The organism is Pseudonocardia sp. CA-107938 (assembly GCF_050936315.1).
In the GTDB taxonomy this organism is placed as follows: domain Bacteria; phylum Actinomycetota; class Actinomycetes; order Mycobacteriales; family Pseudonocardiaceae; genus Pseudonocardia.
This window is the reverse complement of the sequence record NZ_JBNJNA010000001.1, coordinates 4,032,779-4,053,828: the sequence shown is the minus strand read 5'-3', so window position 1 is coordinate 4,053,828 and position 21,050 is coordinate 4,032,779. Positions and strand designations below refer to the sequence as shown.

The 21,050-nt window shown below is 72.5% G+C and carries 22 protein-coding genes; 6 read left to right on the top strand and 16 right to left on the bottom strand.

Features of this window, described 5'->3' with window-relative positions:
• Window positions 1–11: 11 nt before the first annotated feature.
• From ACQEVB_RS20185 to rimO, 4 genes are all read right to left on the bottom strand, one after another.
• On the bottom strand, window positions 12–815 hold the full coding sequence (locus ACQEVB_RS20185) for a PspA/IM30 family protein (protein WP_432973647.1): 804 nt from the start codon (window positions 813–815) through the stop codon (window positions 12–14).
• Between the two features lie 240 nt (window positions 816–1,055).
• Complete coding sequence (locus ACQEVB_RS20180) at window positions 1,056–1,436, bottom strand: helix-turn-helix domain-containing protein (RefSeq protein WP_432973644.1); 381 nt, start codon at window positions 1,434–1,436, stop codon at window positions 1,056–1,058.
• 115 nt (window positions 1,437–1,551) lie between these two features.
• Window positions 1,552–2,151, bottom strand: a complete 600-nt coding sequence (pgsA, locus tag ACQEVB_RS20175; protein ID WP_432973641.1) for a CDP-diacylglycerol--glycerol-3-phosphate 3-phosphatidyltransferase — start codon at window positions 2,149–2,151, stop codon at window positions 1,552–1,554.
• Window positions 2,148–3,614: a 30S ribosomal protein S12 methylthiotransferase RimO gene (gene rimO / locus ACQEVB_RS20170; RefSeq protein WP_432980450.1), complete on the bottom strand. Its 1,467-nt coding sequence runs from the start codon at window positions 3,612–3,614 to the stop codon at window positions 2,148–2,150. The genes pgsA and rimO overlap by 4 nt, the downstream gene beginning before the upstream one ends.
• Window positions 3,615–3,696: 82 nt before the next feature.
• On the opposite strand from rimO, the gene ACQEVB_RS20165 reads away from it, so the two are divergent.
• Entirely contained in the window at window positions 3,697–4,194 is a 498-nt protein-coding gene (locus tag ACQEVB_RS20165; protein ID WP_432973638.1) for an amino-acid N-acetyltransferase, read from the top strand.
• A gap of 17 nt (window positions 4,195–4,211) precedes the next feature.
• Window positions 4,212–5,018, top strand: coding sequence for a helix-turn-helix domain-containing protein (locus ACQEVB_RS20160; RefSeq protein ID WP_432973635.1), 807 nt, complete (start codon window positions 4,212–4,214; stop codon window positions 5,016–5,018).
• A gap of 134 nt (window positions 5,019–5,152) precedes the next feature.
• Here the strand turns inward: ACQEVB_RS20160 and ACQEVB_RS20155 are convergent, their stop codons facing one another.
• The 7 genes from ACQEVB_RS20155 to ACQEVB_RS20125 form a co-directional block, all read right to left on the bottom strand.
• A complete protein-coding gene (locus ACQEVB_RS20155) occupies window positions 5,153–7,681 on the bottom strand; it encodes a DNA translocase FtsK 4TM domain-containing protein (protein ID WP_432973632.1) in 2,529 nt (842 codons plus the stop codon).
• Window positions 7,682–7,757: 76 nt separating this feature from the next.
• On the bottom strand, window positions 7,758–8,051 hold the full coding sequence (locus tag ACQEVB_RS20150) for a hypothetical protein (RefSeq protein ID WP_432973629.1): 294 nt from the start codon (window positions 8,049–8,051) through the stop codon (window positions 7,758–7,760).
• A gap of 13 nt (window positions 8,052–8,064) precedes the next feature.
• Window positions 8,065–8,883: an ABC transporter permease gene (locus ACQEVB_RS20145; RefSeq protein ID WP_432973626.1), complete on the bottom strand. Its 819-nt coding sequence runs from the start codon at window positions 8,881–8,883 to the stop codon at window positions 8,065–8,067.
• Entirely contained in the window at window positions 8,880–9,842 is a 963-nt protein-coding gene (locus ACQEVB_RS20140; RefSeq protein WP_432973623.1) for an ATP-binding cassette domain-containing protein, read from the bottom strand. The genes ACQEVB_RS20145 and ACQEVB_RS20140 overlap by 4 nt, the downstream gene beginning before the upstream one ends.
• Entirely contained in the window at window positions 9,835–10,677 is an 843-nt protein-coding gene (locus ACQEVB_RS20135; protein ID WP_432973620.1) for a DUF4097 family beta strand repeat-containing protein, read from the bottom strand. The genes ACQEVB_RS20140 and ACQEVB_RS20135 overlap by 8 nt, the downstream gene beginning before the upstream one ends.
• A 52-nt stretch (window positions 10,678–10,729) precedes the next feature.
• Window positions 10,730–11,224: a toxin-antitoxin system HicB family antitoxin gene (locus ACQEVB_RS20130; RefSeq protein WP_432973617.1), complete on the bottom strand. Its 495-nt coding sequence runs from the start codon at window positions 11,222–11,224 to the stop codon at window positions 10,730–10,732.
• Window positions 11,225–11,271: 47 nt separating this feature from the next.
• Complete coding sequence (locus ACQEVB_RS20125) at window positions 11,272–11,712, bottom strand: Lrp/AsnC family transcriptional regulator (RefSeq protein WP_432973614.1); 441 nt, start codon at window positions 11,710–11,712, stop codon at window positions 11,272–11,274.
• Window positions 11,713–11,793: 81 nt separating this feature from the next.
• Between ACQEVB_RS20125 and lat the strand changes: the two genes are divergently transcribed.
• Window positions 11,794–13,095 (top strand): L-lysine 6-transaminase, encoded by a 1,302-nt coding sequence (gene lat, locus ACQEVB_RS20120; protein WP_432973611.1) that lies wholly within the window; start codon window positions 11,794–11,796, stop codon window positions 13,093–13,095.
• Between the two features lie 36 nt (window positions 13,096–13,131).
• On the opposite strand, the gene ACQEVB_RS20115 is transcribed toward lat, so the two are convergent.
• The 4 genes from ACQEVB_RS20115 to ACQEVB_RS20100 form a co-directional block, all read right to left on the bottom strand.
• The gene (locus ACQEVB_RS20115) at window positions 13,132–13,347 is read right to left on the bottom strand and encodes a hypothetical protein (RefSeq protein WP_432973608.1); all 216 of its coding nucleotides are present in this window, start codon (window positions 13,345–13,347) and stop codon (window positions 13,132–13,134) included.
• Between the two features lie 49 nt (window positions 13,348–13,396).
• Window positions 13,397–14,644 carry an IS256 family transposase gene (locus tag ACQEVB_RS20110; RefSeq protein ID WP_432973605.1) on the bottom strand — a complete coding sequence of 416 codons (1,248 nt, stop codon included), beginning with the start codon at window positions 14,642–14,644 and terminating at the stop codon, window positions 13,397–13,399.
• Between the two features lie 53 nt (window positions 14,645–14,697).
• A complete protein-coding gene (locus tag ACQEVB_RS20105; protein ID WP_432973602.1) occupies window positions 14,698–15,462 on the bottom strand; it encodes a hypothetical protein in 765 nt (254 codons plus the stop codon).
• Window positions 15,463–15,576: 114 nt separating this feature from the next.
• Window positions 15,577–16,722 (bottom strand): epoxide hydrolase family protein, encoded by a 1,146-nt coding sequence (locus ACQEVB_RS20100; protein ID WP_432973599.1) that lies wholly within the window; start codon window positions 16,720–16,722, stop codon window positions 15,577–15,579.
• 208 nt (window positions 16,723–16,930) lie between these two features.
• Here ACQEVB_RS20100 and ACQEVB_RS20095 point away from each other — a divergent pair, with 208 nt between their 5' ends.
• Genes ACQEVB_RS20095 through ACQEVB_RS20085 form a run of 3 tightly spaced genes read left to right on the top strand, consistent with a single transcriptional unit; the run spans window position 16,931 to window position 19,612 of the window.
• Window positions 16,931–17,869 (top strand): hypothetical protein, encoded by a 939-nt coding sequence (locus ACQEVB_RS20095; RefSeq protein ID WP_432973596.1) that lies wholly within the window; start codon window positions 16,931–16,933, stop codon window positions 17,867–17,869.
• Window positions 17,862–19,001, top strand: coding sequence for a sensor histidine kinase (locus ACQEVB_RS20090; RefSeq protein ID WP_432973594.1), 1,140 nt, complete (start codon window positions 17,862–17,864; stop codon window positions 18,999–19,001). Before ACQEVB_RS20095 ends, ACQEVB_RS20090 begins: the two co-directional genes overlap by 8 nt.
• On the top strand, window positions 18,998–19,612 hold the full coding sequence (locus tag ACQEVB_RS20085) for a response regulator (protein ID WP_432973591.1): 615 nt from the start codon (window positions 18,998–19,000) through the stop codon (window positions 19,610–19,612). The genes ACQEVB_RS20090 and ACQEVB_RS20085 overlap by 4 nt, the downstream gene beginning before the upstream one ends.
• Here the strand turns inward: ACQEVB_RS20085 and ACQEVB_RS20080 are convergent.
• Window positions 19,600–20,994, bottom strand: coding sequence for a DHA2 family efflux MFS transporter permease subunit (locus tag ACQEVB_RS20080; protein ID WP_432973588.1), 1,395 nt, complete (start codon window positions 20,992–20,994; stop codon window positions 19,600–19,602). The two genes, ACQEVB_RS20085 and ACQEVB_RS20080, sit on opposite strands and share 13 nt — an antisense overlap.
• Window positions 20,995–21,050 lie beyond the last annotated feature (56 nt).

Below are 21,050 nucleotides of genomic sequence, written 5' to 3'. Positions count from 1 at the left end.
GCTGTGTGACCTCAGGCGGTGCCGGTCTGCTTGTTCATGTTCGGGGTCGGCGACGCTGCCGCGTCGCCGGCCGTGACCTGCGGCGTGACCGAGCCGCCGTGCAGCGACGCGCGGATCTGCTCGAGCCGGCTGGCGCCCGCCATGTCGATCGAGGCCTGCTGGACCTCGAGCATGCGGCCCTGCACGGAGTTCTGCGCGAGCTCGCCGGCACCGATCGCGTTGGCGTAGCGGCGCTCGATCTTCTCGCGCACCTCCTCCAGCGACGGCGTGTTGCCCGGCGCGGCCAGCTCGCTCATCTGCTGCAGCGACTTCGCGGCCTGCTCCTGCATCTTCGCCTGCTCGAGCTGGCTGAGCAGCTTCGTGCGCTCGGCGATCTTCTGCTGCAGCGCCATCGAGTTGCGCTCGACGGCCTGCTTCGCCTGGCCGGCCGCCTGGATGGCCTGGTCGTGCAGCGTCTTCATGTCCTCGACGGACTGCTCGGCGCTCACCAGCTGCGACGCGAACGCCTGCGCGGCCTGCTCGTACTGCTGGGCCTTCGCCTCGTCGCCGGCCGCGCGGGCCTGGTCGGCGAGCACCAGCGACTGGCGCGCGGACGCCTGCAGCTTCTCGACCTCACCGAGCTGGCGGTTGAGCTTCATCTCCAGCTGGCGCTGGTTGCCGATGACGGCGGCCGCCTGCTGCGAGAGCGCCTGGTGCTGCCGCTGCGCATCCTCGATGGCCTGCTGGATCTGCACCTTGGGGTCGGCGTACTCGTCGACCTTGGACGAGAACAGCGCCATCAGGTACTTCCAGGCCTTCACGAAACCGTTGGCCATCTTTCCGCCTCTTTCCGGGTGCCGTTTGTCACCGCTGCCATCGCCGCATGCCCGGCCGCCGGTGTTACTCCCCCATCGTGGCATCGCACCGGCCCGGCTTCCACCAGACCGGGACGATATCGGGGATCATCCCGAGACCGGTTTCGGGGCGACCCGGAGGGCAGGCTACCTGTTCCGAACGGCGAGGTCCCGCGAATCCGGGCCGGATCCGCGGGACCTCAAAGGCCTCTCAGTATGTGCTCAGGCGGCCACCCGCACCGCCGCCGAACCGCTGCCGGACGCGGTGACGGGCGTGCCCGGGAGGGTCTCGACGGGGGTGTCGGCGAGGACGAGCCGGCGGTGGTCGGCGCGGAACCCGAGCGGGAAGCGCGGCGCGGCCACGGGCGCGGCGGCCCCGATGGTGCCGGCGGCGTCGACGAGGAGATCGGCCAGGCTGACGTCGAGCGCCTCGCAGATCGCCGCGAGCAGCTCCGACGACGGCTCCTTGCGCCCCCGCTCGACCTCGGACAGGTAACCGAGGCTGACCCGGGCGTTCCGCGACACGTCGCGCAACGTGCGCCGGCGGGCGGTGCGCACCCGACGCAGGCTGTCGCCGATCGCCTCGCGCATCAGCAGCGCCATGCGTACCTCCCAGACTCGTGCAGCCGGCGGGGGAGCCGGTGTGTCAACCGTACCGAGAACCAGCGGCCCGCGTCGCCGGGCGCGCGCCGTTCGGGCGTCCGCTCACGGCGAACACCTAGCCGGTGGGGGCGGCCGATCGCAGCCGGATGGCGCGCAGGATGTAGTCGACACCGGTGGCGACGGTCAGCAGCACCGCCACGAGGAGGAACGCCCACCGGGCCCCGTCGAGCAGCTCGGAGCCGCCGAAGAGCTCCGGGAGCGGCAGCACGTAGAGGCCGATCGCGACGGTCTGGACCAGCGTCTTCGCCTTGCCGCCGCGGCTCGCCGGGATGATGCCGTGCCGAAGCACGGCGAGCCGCAGCAGCGTGATGCCGATCTCGCGGCCGAGGATGACCACGGTCACCCACCACGGCACGAGGCCCAGCGCGGACAGCCCGATCAGCGCCGATCCCATCAGCGCCTTGTCGGCGATCGGGTCGGCCATGGTGCCGAAGGCGGTGACGAGCCCCCACCGCCGGGCCAGCTCGCCGTCGAAGCGGTCGGTGATCGCCGCCAGCACGAAGACGGCGAACGCGCCCAGCCGCCACTCGACGTCGTGCCCGCCCTCGGCGACGAGGGCCCACACGAACACCGGCACCAGCAGCAGCCGGAGCACGGTGAGGACGTTCGCGATGTTGAGCACCGGGGGCGGGCTGCCGCCCGATGCGGAGGTCATCCCGAGCCCCGGACGGAGCCGGCGAGATCGCTGCGCGGGACGAACTCGAGCGGCTCCACCACGAGGTCCGCTCCGGCGCTGCCGGTGACGACGCCTCGCACGAGGTCGCCGACGGCCAGCTCGGTGATCTCCAGATCGCCGTCGAGGAGGATGACCTCGCCGTCGACCTCGGGGGCCTGGTGGGCGGCGCGCCCGGTCGCCTCGCCCTCCCCCACGCTCTCCACCAGCACCGTGACCTCGGAGCCTTCCCGCTCCTCCGCCCGCTGGTTGATCAGCTCGTCGACGAGCGCGGTGATCCGCTCGACCCGCTCGGCCACCACCTCGGGGTCGATCTTGCCGTCGTACCCGGCGGCCTCGGTGCCGTCCTCGTCGGAGTAGCCGAAGACGCCGACCGCGTCGAGCCGTGCCTCCGTCAGGAACGCCTCCAGCTCGGCGACGTCCTCCTCGGTCTCCCCGGGGAAGCCGACGATCACGTTGCTGCGGATCCCCGCATCGGGGTTCAGCGCGCGGATGCGGGCGCACAGGTCGAGGAAGTCGGGCCGCGAGCCGAACCGGCGCATGCGGCGCAGCACCGTCGGGCTCGCGTGCTGGAACGACAGGTCGAAGTACGGCGCGACGCCGGGCGTGGTGGCGATGGCCTCGATAAGGTCCGGGCGCATCTCGGCCGGCTGCAGGTACGACACGCGCACGACGTCGATGCCGGGCACGTTGGCCAGGCGCGGCAGCAGGCGGGCCAGCGCGCGGCCACCACCGGGCAGGTCCTTGCCGTAGGACGTCGAGTTCTCGCTGACCAGCACCAGCTCACGCACGCCCTGCGTGCCCAGCCACGCCGCCTCGGCCACGACGTCGTCCGGCGGGCGCGAGATGAACGAGCCGCGGAACGACGGGATGGCGCAGAAGGCGCACTTGCGGTCGCAGCCGGAGGCCAGCTTCACGTTCGCGACCGGGCCGTCCTTCAACCGGGTGCGGGCGAGACCGGTGACCCATCCGTGCCCGGGCACCGCGACCTCGGCGGCCGCGGCGGGGCGGGCGACCGGGGAGATCGGCAGCAGCGTGCGCCGGTCCACCGGCACGTGCGGCGCGGGTGCGTGCCCGTCGAGCACGTCGCCGAGGCGTTCGGCCAGGTCGGGGTAGGAGTCGAAGCCGAGCACGGCGTCGGCCTCGGGCAGGCTGTCGGCCAGCTCCTTGCCGTACCGCTCCGCGAGGCAACCGACGGCGACGACCTTCGCGCCGTGCTCCTTCGCCACGTCCGACGCCGAGAGCAGCGTGTCGATCGAGTCCTTCTTCGCCTGCTCCACGAATCCGCAGGTGTTGACGAGGATCACGTCGGCCGGCGACTCGTCGTCGTCCAGGCCGACCAGTTCCCAGCCGCTGCCCTCCAGCCGTCCGGCGATCTCCTCGGAGTCCACCTCGTTGCGGGCGCAGCCCAGGGTGAGGACGGCAGCACGCCGCGGTGCGGGCAGTTCAGACACGTCCTACAGGGTAGGTGACGAGCAGGACCGCGGCCTGCGGCGGGACGCCAGTGCCGCGCTAGTCTGCTCCCCCGTGAGCGATCCGGTGGTCCGGCGGGCCCGCACGGCGGACGTGCGGGCGATCAAGCACCTCGTCGACGAGTACGCGGGCCGGGTGCTGCTCGCGAAGGAGATCATCACCCTCTACGAGGCGGTCCCCGAGTTCCTCGTCGCCGAGCTGGACGGCGAGGTCGTGGGCTGCGGGGCGCTGCACGTGCTGTGGGAGGACCTCGGCGAGGTGCGCACGGTGGCCGTCGACCCGAAGGTCGTCGGCCGCGGCGTGGGGCACGCGATCGTGAGCGCGCTGGTCGAGCACGCGCGTGAGCTGGGGCTGCAGCGGCTGTTCGTGCTGACGTTCGAGAAGCAGTTCTTCTCGCGGCACGGGTTCGCCGAGATCGACGGCACCCCCGTCGAGCCGGACGTGTTCGCCGCGATGCTGCGGTCCTACGACGCCGGTGTGGCGGAGTTCCTGGACCTCGCGCACGTCAAGCCGAACACCCTGGGCAACGTCCGGATGCTGCTGCACCTGTAGCTCTCTACCCTGGAGCCGTGACCTTCGCCCCGGTGTGGCGCAGGCCCGCGCCGCAGCTGCGGCCGTGGGTCAGCACCTACGTGGGCTACCGCACCGAGGCCAGCCCGCCGAGCGTGCACCAGGGCGTCGCCTCCGGGCACCTGACGCTGATCCTGTGCGTCGACGGTGCCGTCGAGATCCTGGAGAACGCCGATCCGACGAACCCGCCGGGCCGGTACGCGGCGATGGTGGCGGGCCTGTCCGACGGGCCTGCGCGGGTCGCGAGCGGGGAGGCGCAGACCGGCGTGCAGCTGGACCTGACCTGGGAGGGCGCGCGGGCGCTGCTCGGCACGCCGGCGGCCGAGCTCGCCGGCGACTCCGTCGACCTGAACGCGGTGCTCGGCCGGCGCTGCGCGCACCTGCTGGAGCAGCTCGCCGAGGCGCCGGGCTGGGGAGCGCGGTTCGCCGTGCTCGACCGCGAGCTCACCGCGCTCGCCGACGCCGGCCGCGCGCTGTCCGGGATCCGGCCGGAGGTGCGCCGTGCAGCGGGCCTGATCCGTGCCAGCGGCGGCACCGCCCGCGTCGCCGACCTCGCCGACGACGTGGGCTGGAGCCGCCGCCACCTGACCGACCTGTTCCGCCGCGAGACCGGCCTCGGTCCCAAGGCGATGGCGCGGGTGGTGCGCTTCGAGCGGGTGTGCCGCCGTCTGCGCCGACCCGACCGGCCGGCGCTCGCGACCGCGGCCGCCGAGGCCGGCTACGTCGACCAGGCGCACCTGGCCCGCGACTTCCGCGACCTCGCCGGCCTCACCGCCACGGAGTGGATCGCCGAGCGCACCTCGTGAGCTAGACCCGGCCGATCAGGGCGCGATTGGCGTCGATCAAGGGCAAAAGGTCGTCAGTTGATCTTCGCCGGCGACGTTCTGCCCTTGATCACCGACACCCCTCGTCGGCCTGCGCCATGAGCCGGCGACGCCGCTCAGTCCTCGTCGTCCGGTTCCGGGCCGCCCCCGCCGCGGATCAGCCAGAGCACGCTCTCCAGCTCGTCCGGCTTGATCAGGACGTCGCGGGCCTTCGACCCCTCCGACGGGCCGACGACGCCGCGGCTCTCCAGCAGGTCCATCAGGCGCCCGGCCTTTGCGAACCCGACGCGCAGCTTGCGCTGCAGCATCGAGGTCGAGCCGAACTGCGAGGTGACGACCAGCTCCGCCGCCTGCAGCAGCACGTCGAGGTCGTCGCCGATGTCGGGGTCGATCTCCTTGGCCTCGCCGGCCTTCTGCGCGGTGACACCCTCGGTGTAGACGGGGTCGGCCTGGTCCTTGGTGAACTGGACGATCGCGGAGATCTCGTCGTCGTCGACGAACGCGCCCTGCATGCGGATCGGCTTCGACGCGCCCATCGGCAGGAACAGCCCGTCGCCCATGCCGATCAGCTTCTCGGCGCCGGGCTGGTCGAGGATGACCCGCGAGTCGGTCAGCGACGACGTCGCGAACGCCAGCCGCGACGGCACGTTCGTCTTGATCAGGCCGGTCACGACGTCGACGGACGGGCGCTGCGTCGCGAGCACCAGGTGGATGCCGGCGGCGCGCGCCTTCTGCGTGATGCGCACGACCGCGTCCTCGACGTCGCGCGGCGCGGTCATCATGAGGTCGGCGAGCTCGTCGACGATGCACAGGATGTACGGGTAGGGCCGGTACTCCCGCTCGCTGCCGGGCGGCGTCACGATCTCCCCCGACCGCACCTTGCGGTTGAAGTCGTCGACGTGGCGCACCTTGTTGGCCTGCATGTCCTGGTAGCGCTGCTCCATCTCCTCCACCAGCCAGGCCAGCGCCGCGGCGGCCTTCTTCGGCTGGGTGATGATGGGCGTGATCAGGTGCGGGATGCCCTCGTACGGGGTCAGCTCGACCATCTTCGGGTCGATCAGGATCATCCGCACCTCGTCCGGCGTGGCCCGGGACAGCAGCGACACCAGCATCGAGTTGACGAAGCTCGACTTGCCCGAGCCCGTCGATCCCGCGACCAGCAGGTGCGGCATCTTCGCCAGGTTGGCGCACAGGAAGTGGCCCTCGATGTCCTTGCCCAGCCCGATCACCATGGGGTGCTGCTGGTCGCGGGCGCTGGCGCTGCGCAGCACGTCGCCGAGGCGGACCATCTCGCGGTCGCTGTTGGGCACCTCGATGCCGACCGCGGACTTGCCGGGGATCGGCGCGAGGATGCGCACGTTGTCGGTGGCGACGGCGTAGGAGATGTTCTTCGTCAGCTGGGTGATCTTCTCGACCTTCACGGCCGGGCCCAGCTCGATCTCGTACCGGGTGACCGTCGGGCCGCGGGTGAAGCCGGTGACCTGCGCGTCGACGGCGAACTGCTCCAGTACGCCCGTGATCGACTCGATCATCGCGTCGTTGGCGCTGCTGCGGGTCTTCGGCACCGGGCCGGTGGGCAGCATGTCCGCCGGCGGCAGCTTGTAGGGCGGCGCGTCCGGGCCGGACTGGACGACCATCCGCAGCTCGCCGGTGTCGTGGCCGGCGTCCGGCACCGTCTCGGCGGGCGGGGTGGCCGTGATGGCCTTGGCCGGGCGCTTCGGCGGGGTCGGCGGCTGCTCGGGGTCGACCGGGTCGACGTCGATGACGATGCCCTTGCCGTTGCCGAGGTCGGGACCGTCGAACGTCTCGCGGACGAGATCGGCCACGCTGCCGGCCTGGCGCCGCCGCGACGGGCGCCGGGTGCGCGGCGCCTCGGTCGGCTCCAGCTCCTCGCCGACCGCGTCGGTCTCCTCGGTGGGGGCGTCGTCCGCCACCTCGCGACCGAGCAGCCGGCGCACCCGCTGCGGCACCGACCGCACCGGTGTGCCGGTGAGCACGAGGAAGCCGTAGCCGGCCAGCAGCACCAGCACCGGCACGGCCACCCACGCCGTGAGCCCCTCGGCGAGCGGGGTGGCGGCGACGTAGCCGAGCGCGCCACCGCCCTCCAGCCAGCGGGCCGGATCGTCCGGCCGGCCGGTGACCAGGTGCACGATGCCCAGCAGACCCAGCGTGAGCAGCAACGTCCCGACCGCGACCCGGGGCCGCGACTCCGGCTTCGGCGCGACCGCCATCAGGACGATCCCGATCCCCACCAGCAGCACGGGCAGCACCATGGCGCCCAGCCCCACCACGTAGCCGACGGCGGCCGAGAGCCACCGTCCGACCGGTCCGCCGGCTCCCCACCAGATGCCCGCCGCGCTCACGACGGCCAGCACCAGCAGGATCACGCCGAGGCCGTCGCGGCGGTGGTCGGGGTCCAGCTCGCGCACCCGGCCGAGCGCGCGGCCGGTGGCCTTGCCCAGCTTCGCGATGCCGCGGCCGACGCCGTCGATGCCGCGGTCGAGCAGGTCGGGGCTCTTCCGGGACGGCTGCCGGCGGGCCGGTGCGCGCCGGCTCGACGACGAGTTACGGGTCCGCGACGCGCCGGAGCGGCTCCCGGCACCCCTGCCGCCGGAGCCGCGGTTCGACGTCGCCCGTGTTGCCATGACCCCACGGTATCCGGGACCGGTGATCCACACCGGGACCGAAACGCCCCTGTGCCCGGTGACCAGGGGCACCCGGTCAGCCGTCCAGCTCGATCGGCGTCCACACCCGAGGCAGCGGCTCGGGGCCGTCGTAGCGGCGGCACGGGCACGGGTCGAGGTGGTGGATGCCGTTGCGCTTGGCCCGGTTCCGGCCGTGGCAGGCGTGCTCGTCCTCGTGCATGCCGTAGCCGTGCCCGCAGGAGCACATGGTGCCCGCCGGCAGGGCGCGCTGCGCCTCGGCGCGGCCCGCGCGGCGTCCGGCGAGCCAGCCGAAGGTGCCGGCCGCGGCGGCGATTCCGGCGCCCACGAGCAGGGTCAGTGCGGTGATCATGCGTCCTCCGTGGTCACGGCTGGGCCGGAAGTCGTTCGTAGCGGCTGCGCGCCCAGCCGTAGCCGGCGGCGGCGATCGCGAGCGACCAGCCGACCGCGGCGGCCAGATCCGCGCCGGCGACCGGCGTGCCGGCCAGCAGCGCGCGGACCGTCTCGATCATCGGCGTGAACGGCTGGTGCTCGGCGAACGCGGCGAGCCAGCCCGGCATGGCGTCCGTGGGCACGAACCCGCTGCTCAGGAACGGCAGCAGGACGAGCGGCATGGGCGTGTTGCTCGCCGACTCGACGGTGCCGGCCGCCATGCCCAGCGCGACGGTCAGCCAGGTGAACGCGAACGCGGCGAGCATCAGGACGGCGAGCGCGCCGAGCAGGTCCGCGGGCGATCCGGCCGGGCGGTAGCCGAGCAGGACCGCCACGAGCACGACCACGACGACCGCGACCAGTGACTGCAGCAGGCTGCCCACCACGTGCCCGGTCAGCACCGCGCCCCGCGCGATCGACATCGTGCGGAACCGCGCGACGATGCCCTGGGTCATGTCCATCGCGACGGTGATCGCGGTGCCCTGCGACGCGGACGCGAGCGTCATCAGCAGGACTCCGGGGACCACGTAGTCGAGGTAGGCCGCGCGGCCCGCCGCTCCGGCGCCGGGTTGCAGGCCCGCCCCCAGCGTGCCGCCGAAGACCAGCACGAACAGCAGCAGGAAGACGATCGGCATGGCCACGATCAGGAAGGTCAGCGACGGATAGCGGAGCATGCGGCGCAGGTCGCGGCGCACCATGATCAGGGCGTCGCGCAGCGGCCGGACGGTGACCTGCGCCGGGAGCGTCGTCATGCCGGCACCCCTGCCGCGACCCCGCCCGTCAGGGCGAGGAACACGTCGTCGAGGTCGGGCGCGTGGATCGCGAGCTCGTCGACGGCGACACCGTGCGCGGCGAGCCGCTCGAGCACGTCGCGGACCTGGTCCGGGCTGCCGTCCCACGCCACGGCCACGGTGAGGTCGGTGGAGCGTTCGTCGCCGTGGTGCACGGTGGCGCCGACCGCGGCCACCGCTCCGGCGAGCGCCGCCAGATCGGGCACCCGCAGCAGCAGCTGTCCCCCGCCGACGCGCCGCTTGAGCTCCGCGGCACTGCCCTCGGCGACGAGGTGCCCGCCGTCGAGCACCCCGACCCGGTCGGCGAGCTGGTCGGCCTCCTCCAGGTACTGCGTGGTCAGCAGCACGGTGGTGCCGTCGTCGACGAGCCCGGTCACGACGTCCCACACGTCGCGGCGGCTGCGCGGGTCGAGGCCGGTGGTGGGCTCGTCGAGGAACAGCACCTGCGGGTTCCCGACCAGGGTCATCGCCAGGTCCAGGCGGCGCCGCATACCGCCGGAGTAGGTGCCTGCCGGCTTGCCGGCGGCTGCGCCGAGGTCGAAGCGCTCGATCAGCCCGTCGACGACGGTGGCGCCAGCGCGACCGAGGTGAGCCAGGTCGGCCATCAGCCGCAGGTTCTCGCGGCCCGTCAGCAGCGCGTCGACCGCGGAGATCTGCCCGGTCAGGCCGATCGCGGCCCGGACCCCGGCGGGGTCGTCGCGCAGGTCGTGCCCCGCCACGCGCACCTCCCCCGCGTCCGGTCGCAGCAGCGTCGCCAGCACGTGCACGAGCGTGGACTTGCCCGCCCCGTTCGGTCCGAGCAGCGCGTACACCGTGCCTTCCGGCACCTGCAGGTCGATCCCGTCGAGCACGACGTGCTTGCCGTACGCGACGCGCAGGCCGGCGACCTCGATCGCGGCCGGACCGTGGACGTCACGCACGGCGCACCACCACGTTGCCGTCACGGGTGTGGGCGCGGACCTCGACGGTCCGCTCGAACCCGTCCGGTCCGGGCCGTGTGGTCAGGTCGTTGCGGACCGAGCCGCTGGCCGAGCTGACGTCGAGCCACGCCGCGGTGCCCCGGGCGATCCCGATCTCCAGATCGCCGTAGGTCGTGGACAGATCCACCGAGCCGGCGACGACCTCCTCCACCCGCACGCCGCCGTACGCGCTGCGTGCCCGCACGTCCGAGCAGGCCCGGCCGACCCGCATCTCCCCGTGCGCCCCCGAGAGCCGCAGCGTGCCGGTGATCGTGCCGATGTCGATGTCGCTGTGGTCGTTCGAGACGGCCGCTGTGCCGTCGACCATGCCGAGACGCACGTCGCCCGACGACATCACGATCTCGGCGTGGCCCGTCACGTGGTCGACGGCGACGTCACCGTGCCGGACGCGCACGTCGATCGAGCCGGTGCGGTCGAGCCGCGCCTCCCCGTAGCTGCTGCGCACCCGGCAGGTGCCCAGCGGCCCGCTGGCCCGGACGACCCCGTAGGAGGTGTCGACCTCGAGGTGGGATCCCGACGGCACCTCGATCCGCAGGCTGTGGGGCGAGCCGGTCAGGCGGTCGATCAGGTCCCGCACCCAGGGACCCCGCCGCTTGCGCTCGGCGGCACTGATCATGAGGCGGCCGTTCACGAGCTCCACCTGCGTGCCGTCGCCGCCGTCGGTCGAGTCGACGGTGACGACGGTGTCGGTGCGGTCCGAGGCCAGGATCTGCGTGTCCCCGTACGGGAGCGTGAGCACGATCGTGACCGGTTCGGGCGTGTCGAAGACGGGCATGGCGATCCCCCTCCGCGGAGCCACCGCCCCGCTGCCGATGATCGAGTGCGGGTCAGCCGGCCCAGCCGACGACCCGGTTGCGGGACGAGCCCTCCGGCACCGGGCCACCCCGCCGGTCGAGCGCTGCGGTGGTGGTGCGCACGAGCCAGGAGTTCACCGAGACGCCGGCCTGGGCGGCGGCCTCCTCGATCCGGGCCTTCAGCGCCTCGGGCGGGCGGAAGTTGATGCGGGCGGCCGGTCCGTCGGCCGGTTCGGCCTCCGTGGGCGCGGCCGGCGCCGGGTCCTGCTGCGGAGCGTGCGGCACCGGCGGCGGGGTCACCACGAAGTCGGCGTCGCGGCCGCGCAGCCGGACGTGGACCGACCCCGGGGCGAGCTCGCGCGTGATCGCGTCAGCGGCCTCGGAGAGGGCCTCCAGCAGCACGAGCCGGGTGGCCGCGTCGAGGCCGGCGGCGACGCGCTCGGCCGCGGCCCGCATCTCGTCGGTCGCCGAGGACGCGGTGACCGCGAGCTCGGACTGCAACCGATCGACGAAGACACCCAATTCCATGGCGCAAGCATGGCGCCACGATGGCGCCATCGTCAAGAGTCGTGACGTCAGGCGTAGCGGCGCAGCACGACCCACGTGGTCGTGCGCACCGTCTCCCGCCACCGGGAGATGTCGTCGAGGACCGCATCCAACGCGTCCGCCGTCGGCGCCGTGACCAGCACGAACAGGTCGTACTCTCCGGTGACCGTCTCGATCTCGGCCACCCCCGGCAGGCCCGCCAGCCGGCGCACGTACCCCGCGACGTCAGGCGTCCGGTGCACGATCCCCACGCGGGCCCGGTGCGCCGCGGCCAACCCCGGATCGGCCACCTCCGCGTGGTAACCGCGGATCACGCCGACCCGTTCCAGGCGCTGCACGCGGGCGAGCACCGCGGTGCGCGAGAGCCCCACGGCCCGACCCAGATCCGCCATCGACGCCCGGCCCTCACGCCGCAGCAGCTCCAGCAGCCGCAGGTCCAGATCGTCGAGCTGACGATTCGTCGGCGCCATGGCGGACATGGTGGCACTTCGCCGCACAGTTCCGACGCGCGGGACGCTGTGCCGTCAGGATCGGGTCAGGAGACTGGACACATGGTGAACCCGACGGTGGTCCCGCCGGCATCGGTGCACGACACCCTTCGCCGGCACATGCTGGTCGACGGCTTCGAGCTCGTCCTCGACACGAGGGCGAGCCGGGGCTCCTGGATCGTGGACGCGCGGGACGGCTCGCGCTGGCTGGACATGTTCAGCTTCTTCGCGTCCTCCCCGCTCGGCATGAACCACCCGGGCCTGGTCGAGGACCCGGAGTTCATGGCCGAGCTCGGCGCGGTCGCGGTCAACAAGCCGTCGAACTCCGACGTGTACACCACGCACATGGCGGCGTTCGTCGACACCTTCGTCCGGGTGCTCGGCGACCCCGCGCTCCCCCACCTGTTCTTCGTCGAAGGCGGCGCGCTCGCCGTCGAGAACGCGCTGAAGACGGCGTTCGACTGGAAGCGCCGGCACAACGCGGCGCACGGCCGACCGGCCGAGCTGGGCACGAAGGTGCTGCACCTGCGCAAGGCGTTCCACGGCCGCAGCGGCTACACGCTGTCGCTCACCAACACCGAGCCGACGAAGACCGCGCTCTTCCCGACGTTCGACTGGCCGCGCATCGACGTGCCCGCGCTCCGCTTCCCCGTCGACCTCGCCGAGATCGAGGCCGCCGAAGCGCGCTCGCTCGAGCAGGCGCGTGCCGCGTTCGCCGCGCACCCGCACGACATCGCCTGCTTCATCGCCGAGCCCATCCAGGGTGAGGGCGGCGACAACCACCTGCGTCCGGAGTTCCTGCAGGCCATGCAGGCGCTCTGCCACGAGCACGACGCGCTGTTCGTGCTCGACGAGGTGCAGACCGGCGGCGGCATGACCGGCACCCCGTGGGCGTACCAGCAGCTGGGCGTGCAGCCCGACGTCGTGTCGTTCGGGAAGAAGCTGCAGGTCTGCGGGATCATGGCCGGCGGCCGCGTGGACGAGGTCCCCGACAACGTGTTCGCCACGTCGTCGCGGATCAACTCGACGTGGGGCGGCAACCTCACCGACATGGCCCGCTCCCGCCGCAACCTCGAGATCATCGAGCGCGACGGGCTGATCGAGAACGCCACCGTGCTCGGCAAGCTGCTGGTGGAGGAGCTGCAGGGCGTCGCGGGCATCGACAACGTGCGCGGCCGGGGCCTCTTCGTCGCGTTCGACCTGCCGAGCACCGACGCCCGCAACACCACCCTCGCCCGCCTCCTCGCCGCCCGCGTGCTCATGCTGGGCTGCGGCGAGCGCAGCATCCGCCTGCGCCCCACCCTGACGGTGACGGAGGACGAGCTGCGCCAGGCGGTGGCGGCGATCGCGGCGGCGGTCCGGTAACCCCACCCCCACTCGTCGAGAACGACGTTGTCGTGATCAAACCGCCCTGTTGATCACGGCAACGTCGTTCTCGACGTTGTCGCGGGCGGTGCGCTCGGCGAGCCGGCGCGCGATCAGGGAGACCGTCGCCCGTGGGGTGCGGTAGTAGTCGTCGCGCGTGAGGCGCAGGGTCAGCCAACCCAGGTCGCCGGTCTGCAGGTCACGGGCCCGGTCTCGGCGCGACTGCTCGTCGTCGAAGTGGGTCACGTCCACGGGAGTGGTGGATGGAGACGGTCCACCTCGTGTCCTTCGTGGGTGCAGGTTAGGCGCTGATCGCGGTCGGTGTCACCACTTCTTCTGGCGGTGGTGGTGCGGGTTGGCGGGTTTGGCGGGCTTTGGCGAGGACTTCCACGCCCATGTAGCGGCGTTGCTCGGCCCATTCGTCGGTCTGCTCGGCCAGCACGGCCCCGACCAGGCGGATGACCGCGGCCCGGTCGGGGAAGATCCCGACCACGTCGGTGCGGCGGCGGATCTCCTTGTTCAACCGTTCCTGGGGGTTGTTCGACCAGATCTGGCGCCAGATCACCCGCGGGAACGGGGTGAACGCCAACAGGTCGGCCCGCGCGGAGTCCAGATGCTCGGCTGCGGCGGGGAACTTCGCCTCCAGGCCCTCGACGACCCGATCGAACTGGGCGTGGACCTCGTCGGCATCGGGTTGGTCGAAGATGGTGCGCAACAGCGTCAGCACCCACGGCTGCGCCGATTTCGGCACCTTGGTGGCCAAGTTACGGGCGTAGTGGGTGCGACACCGTTGCCAACTGGCCCCGCTCAAGGTGGCGCCGATGGCCTCGACCAGCCCGGCATGGGCATCTGAGACCACCAACGCCACCCCGGACAAGCCCCGGGCCACCAACGAACGCAGGAACGCCAACCAGCCGGCCCCGTCCTCGCCCGAGGCCACGTCCACACCAAGCACCTCGCGTTGCCCACCCTCGGTGATCCCCACCGCGACCAGCGCGTGCACCAACACCGTGCGCCCGCCTTCGCGCACCTTCTGAGTCAGCGCGTCCAGCCACAAGAACGTGTAGGGGCCGGCGTCAAGTGGCCGGGACCGGAACGCCTCGACCTGGGCATCAAGGCTCTTGGCCATCTCCGACACCTGCGACTTCGACAACGCCTCGATCCCCAGCTGAGCGACCAACTTCTCCACCCGCCGGGTGGAAACCCCGAGCAGATACGACGTGGCCACCACCGACACCAACGCCTGCTCGGCGCGGCGACGCCGCTGCAACAACCAGTCGGGGAAGTAACTGCCCGAGCGCAACTTCGGGATCGACAACTCGATGCTGCCCGCCCGGGTGTCCCAGTCCCGGTGCCGATACCCGTTGCGCGAGTTCACCCGCGCAACGCTGCGTTCGCGATACCCCGCCCCGCACACCGCGTCAGCCTCCGCAGCCATCAACGCCTCAGCGAACTGCTTGACCATCGCCCGCAACAGATCCGGGCCCGCCCCGGCGAGCCGGTCATCAAGCCAGCCCGCGACATCGTCCACACTGTCCAACGCGGCCATCGCGTCTCCTCCCTCGAGAACCTGAGCACTCGAAGGATCACGCGATGGCCGTCTCACACCCCGACACCACGCCGCTGATCAGCGACGAAGTCGTACACCACCTCCGTGGACGTGACCTCGAAGTGGTCGGCGCTGTCGTACTCGATCGCCAGCTTCGCGCGCGGGTAGGCGAGATCGAACCGCGCCAGGCACACTCCGTAGCGGTCGAACAGCCGGTACTGGAGGACCGGCTCGGGCAGCCCGGCGAAGTGGAACAACAGCCGGACGCGGGACTCCATCGCCGACTCGGCGAGAGGGTTCGCGAGCAGCACCGCCTTCGCCAAGTGCCGACATCCCCGTGCGCCCGGCGGGCCGTTGAGCAGCGCCATCGGGTCGAACTCGCCGACCCGGCAGAGCCCGTCGATGGCGGCGACGGCCTCGGTCAGCCGGAGCCGGCGGCCGAGGTCCCACGCAGTGCGGAACGGCGTGGTGACCCGGCAGCCCTTGACGACGTCGATCTCGGATGGTGCGAGCACCGCTTGCCGGACGATCAGTCCTCGGCGCTTGCGGACCGAGCCGGTGGGGGCGATCAGTTCCGCCGGCGCCGAGGCGGGCGCGCAGTCGACGCCGTGCAGCTCTGCCGCCGAGTAGCCGCAGAGCGCTCCGTCGGCCGGGAGCAGCAACGCCGCCGCGCGAGAACGGAGGTCGAGATCGTCCTCGACGTCTGCTGCGACGTACACGTCGCGGAAGACCGATCGGAACTCCGCGGTCCGCAGCCGCGCTTCCGTCAGCAGGCCGGCAGCGACTGCCGCGGATCCCAGGAACGGTTCGGTGGACACCGGCACAGCATGGGAGACGGCCGGTGTCCCCGTGGCCGTTTCGTCGAGAACGACGTTGCCGTGATCAACAGGGCTTGTTGATCACGGCAACGTCGTTCTCGACGCGTACCCGGGTCAGTTCAGCTGCTTCGCGAACGCCCGGAGGTCCGCCACCAGCAGGTCGGCCGCGTCCTGCGTGGCCCAGTGTCCGCCGGTGTCGTGCATCTGCCAGCTGACGATGTTGGCGTGGTCGCGCTCGGCGAAGGGGCGGAGCGGGCGCACGTCGTTGGCGAAGCTGGAGAGGCCGAGTGGCACCGTCGTCGGCTCGGTGGGGTGCTCGGTGTGGGCGTCCTCGTAGTAGATGCGTGTCGACGACGCCCCGGTGCCGGTGAGCCAGTACAGGGCGGCGTTCTCGATGAGGTGCTGCGCGCCCGCGCCGGCGAGCAGCTGGGCGCTCCAGCCGAGCTGCCCGGCCGGGGAGTCGAGCAGGGCGTGGGCGAGGTGGTGCGGCTTGGTGCTCTGCAGCGTGTTGAACGCGGACTCCTCGGCGTTCCACTTCTGCAGGAACTCGAGGTAGCCGAAGTCCTCCGGCGTGAGCTTCTCGAACTCCGCGGGATCGCCGCTGGGGAACGAGAAGATCTGCGTGACGTGGACGCCGCGGACGGCGTCGGGGTGCCGGCGGCCCAGCTCCGGGCCGACGATGGAGCCGACGTCGTTGCCGGCGACGAGGTAGCGCTCGTAGCCGAGCCGGCGCATCAGCTCCGCCATCGCATCGGCGACGCGGTAGCGGTTCCAGCCGCGCTCGGTGGTCGGGCCGGAGAACCCGAAACCGGGCAGCGACGGCAGCACGACGTGGAACGCGGGCGCGTCCGCATCGGCCGGCTCGGTGAGCTCGCCGAGCAGGTCGAGGTACTCGAGCACCGAGTTCGGCCAGCCGTGCAGCAGGATCAGCGGCGTCGCGTCCGCCCGCGACGAGCGCGCGTGGATCGTGTGCACCTGCTGCCCGTCGATCTCGGTGAGCAGGTTGGGCCACGCGTTGAGCCGGGCCTCGGTGTCCCGCCAGTCGGTCTCCAGCCACTGCGCGACGAGCGTGCGCACCAGCGACCCGGGGACGCCGAGTTCGAACTCGGGCGGGAACGGACCGGTCTGCACCGTCCCCTCCGGCAGCGGCAGGTCGTCGAGGAAGCGGGTGCGCAGCAGGCGCGCACGCAGGTCGTCGAGGGCCTCCTGCGGGACCTCGATCCGGTGGTCGGTCAGCTGGGCCGGGACGACGGCGGTCATGGGTGATCCTCTCGGGGTCGGGACGCGGGTCAACCATGCGGATCCCGCCCGGTCACCGGCAGGTACTGCTGTGGGTCACCGCATGTGACATCCGCACCTGGCAGCAGCCGCCGCCGGCGGCCATCGTGGGCGCGTGACGTCCGTGCTGCTGGACACGGGCCGCCCGACGAGCGCTGGACGGTCTGCCCGGGTTGCCTACGATGCCGACGTGGGGGAACGGACGTCCGCCGCGACGAGCGCGGGGTACATCGCGCACGCCGCGTTCGGGTTCTGCGTGCTCATCCCCCTGGTCGAGCTCGGCCGGGCCGCGTCGTGGCCGCCCTACCGGCCCGAGCTGGGGCTCGTCGCGATCGCCATGGTCGTCACGGTGCCGCTGCACCTGTACCTCGTCTGGTACGCGGTGCGGGACGTGCCGGCGCCGCGGGGTCGCGTGGTGTTCGCGCTGCTGCTCGTCACGTCGAGCGTGGCGGCCTGCGTCATCGGCGAGACGTGGACGTTGATGCTCGCCTTCGCCGCGCTCGGCGGGTTCCTGGTGCTCCCGCTGCGCGCGGCCGTGCCGGTGCTGGCCGGCTGCTGGGGTCTCGTCCTGCTCGTCAGCACGGGTTACGCCGAGAGCTGGTCCCCGCTGTACTTCTCCTTCTCCGTCGTCTTCCGGGCGATCGCGCTCTACGGGTTGATCTGGCTGGTGGCGGCGCATCGGCGGCTGGTCGCCGCACGGGACCGGCTGCGCGACGCGGCCGTCGTGCGCGAACGCACCCGCATCGCCGGGGAGCTGCACGACGTCGTCGCGCCGGTGCTCGAACGGGCGGTTGCCGCGACCGCGGACACCCTGCCCACGGTGGTGGCGGACTTCCGCGCGACGCTGCTGCAGGCCCGCCGCATCATCGGCGGCTACCGGCGGCTCAGCCGCGCCCGCGACCTCGACACCGCCGTCGCCCTGCTGGCGGCCGCCGGCGTGCCCACGGAGCTGCGCACCACGGGCGTCGACCTCGACGCCCCGGCGACCCCGGATTTCCGCGCGGCCCTGCGCAGCGCGATCACCGACGTGCTGACCCGCGACGACCGCGGGCCGGCGACGATCCTCGTCGCACCCGGAGAGGACGAGCCGCGCATCACCGTCGAGCAGCCGGCGGTGCACCGTGCCTGAGCGCACCCCGCAGCAGCGGCAGGCGATGCTGGTCTTCGTCGGCATGCACGTCACGATCTTCGGCTTCTACCTCGTGCAGGCGACCACGAACTTCGGCGATCCGGGCGGGACACCCTGGGGCCTTCTCGTGCTCGTGCCGATCGCGTGCCAGGCGCACCACAGCCGGGCGGCGGCCCGCGGCGAGCGAGCCGCCGCCTGGCCGGTCACCCTGACCCTGCTGGTCGCGTCGGTCGTGGTGGTGACGATCCTGCCGATCCCCAGCGGCCTCGGGTGGTGGCTGGTCGGGGCGTCGGCGGCGATGCTGCTGCCGGGTCGGTACTCGACCCTGTGGTTCGTGCCGCCGCTGGTGGTGATGCTGGCGACCAACCTGCCGCAGGCGATCGAGTACGACCCGGCGATGGCCGTGTGGTACGTCTTCTACGTCCCGACGGTGTACCTGCTGGGCGCAGGCGGTCTGGTCGTCTCTGCCCGGCTCGTCCGCGAGCTGGACGAGCTGCGGTCGGCGCGCATCGAGCTGGCCGAGGTGGCCGTGCAGCGGGAGCGGCTGCGCGTCTCGCGCGACCTGCACGATCTGCTGGGGCACAGCCTCTCCGCGGTGGCGCTGAAGGGCGAACTGGCGATGCGGCTGCAGGACGCGGACCCCGAACGGGCCGCGCGCGAGATCGACGACCTCTCCACCATCGCGACCACCGCGCTGGCCGATCTGCGCGCGACCACCTACGAACGACGCGACGTACGGCTCGCCACCGAGCTGCGCGGTGCCGTGCGGCTGCTCGCGGCGGCCGGCATCGCCGCGCATGTCACGGGGTGCGACGACGCCGGGATCGACGACCTGCCCGAGCCCGTCGACGCGCTGCTGGGCTGGGCGGTGCGGGAGGGCATCACGAACGTGCTGCGCCACAGCGAGGCCACGACCTGCACGATCGCCCTCGACCGCGGCCCTGCGACGGTCTCGCTGGTGATCAGCAACGACACCCCCGGCATTCCCGGCGACGAACCCGGGTCGGGTTTGGTGGGCCTCGCCGGGCGGGCCCGCGAGCTGGGGGGCGAGCTCGACGTGGAGCACACCACCGATCGGTTCCGGCTCCGGCTCGACGTGCCGCTCATGGCACAGGACGGTGAGGCGTCATGATCCGCGTGCTGGTCGCAGAGGATCAGGACATGATCCGGGGCGCGCTCGTCGCGCTGCTCGGTCTGGAGACCGACATCGAGGTCGTCGCCGAGCTGCGCCGCGGTGACCAGGTGCTGCCGGCGGCGCGGGAGCACCTCCCCGACGTCGCGGTCCTCGACATCGACATGCCCGGGGCCGACGGGTTGAGCGTGGCCCGCGACCTGCACGAGGAGCTGCCGGCGATCCGCACGCTGATCCTCACGGGGCTGAGCCAGCCCGGTCACATGCTGGCGGCCCTGCAGTCGCATGTCCGCGGGTTCGTCCTGAAGGCGGCACCGGCCACCACGCTCGCGCAGGCCGTGCGCCGGGTGGCCCACGGCGAGCGGGTGCTCGACCCCGACCTCGTGGCAGCCGCGCTGGAGACCGGCGCGAGCCCGCTGACCGCGCGGGAGACCGACGTGCTGGCGCTGGCCGCCACCGGGCTCACCACGGAGGAGATCGGCCGGCAGCTGTTCCTGTCCCCCACCACGGTGCGCAACTACCTGTCGAACGCGATCGCGAAGGTCGGCGGCCGCAACCGCATCGACACGATCGAGATCGCCCGCCGGGCCGGTTGGCTTCAGCTCCCCTGACGCGTCAGAGCCGCGACGGCGACGACGGCGACGGCCAGCACGGCGACGAAGAACAGCAGGCTCTGCCCCATGGCCGCGGCGTGCCCTGCCGTCCCGGCCGGCTCGGCCGCGAGGCGGATCTGCATGACGGCGCCGACCCCCGCGGCGCCGGCCGCCGCGCCGACCGACCGCATCGTGTTGAACACACCGGACCCGGCGCCGGCGACGGCGGGCGGCAGGGCGTTGCTGGCGATGGCCGAGACGGACGTCCACGCGATGCCGTTGCCGACGCCACCGAGCCCGACGACGAGCAGCAGCGCCCAGGTCGGCGCGGCGGGCGAGACCAGCCCCGCGAGGAGGCCGAGCGACGTGGCGAGCAGGCCCAAGCCGACGCCGGCGATCAGGGCCGGATGGACGCGGGCGACGTACCGACCGGCGAGCGGCGACACCAGCCCGCTGACGACGGCGCTCGGCACCATGAGCAGGGCGGCCGTGAGCACCGTCTCGCCGCGGTCGGCCTGCGCGTACAGCATGAACGGCAGGCCCCAGTTGTTGCAGGCCGCCAGCACGGCCACGGCGATGCTCGCGACCGTGAAGTTGCGTGCCCGGAAGAGGCCGAGCGGGATCAGCGGTTCGGCGCGCCGCGCCTGGACGGCGACGAATACCACCAGCAGGAACACCCCGACGACCATCAGGAGCGGGATCGACAGTGGCCCTGCGATGTGCCCCCAGTGGTGCGCCGGCCCTTCCTGGATGGCGTAGACCAGGCAGAACATCGCTGCCGCGCTCAGGGCGACGCCCGGCAGGTCGAAGCGGTGCGCGTGCGTCGGCAGGTCCGGCACGACCCGCCAGGCGAGCAGCAGGCCGAACAGCCCGATCGGCAGGTTGACGAGGAACACCGCCTGCCACCCGAACGGCTCGACGAGCAGCCCGCCGAGCACCGGCCCGCCGACGCCGGCGAGCCCGGCCACCGCACCCCAGACGCCCATCGCGGTGCCGCGCCGGTCGGCGGGGAAGATGCGGGTGATCACGCTCATCGTCTGCGGGCTCATCAACGCCCCACCCAGCCCCTGCACCACCCGCGCGGCGATCAGCTCCGCCACCGAGCCGGCCAGCGCGCACGCGAGCGACGCCAGCACGAAGATCACCATGCCGGCGAGGTAGACCCGCTTCGGGCCGAACCGGTCGCCCAACCGGCCGGTGATCAGCAGCGGCACCGCGAACGCCAGCAGGTAGGCCGAGGTCACCCACACCACGGCGGCGACGTCCGTGTGCAGGGAGCTCACCAGCGCGGGCGTCGCGACCGCGACGATCGTGCCGTCGAGCAGGATCATGAAGAAGCCCAGGCACAGCGCGACCAGCGCGGACCAGGGAGCTGTCGTTGGCGAGGCGGTCGTGCGCACGTGCGTTCCTCCTGCGACTGGCCGCCGGTTCTCCGTCGGCTACGCTCAGCCTTCAG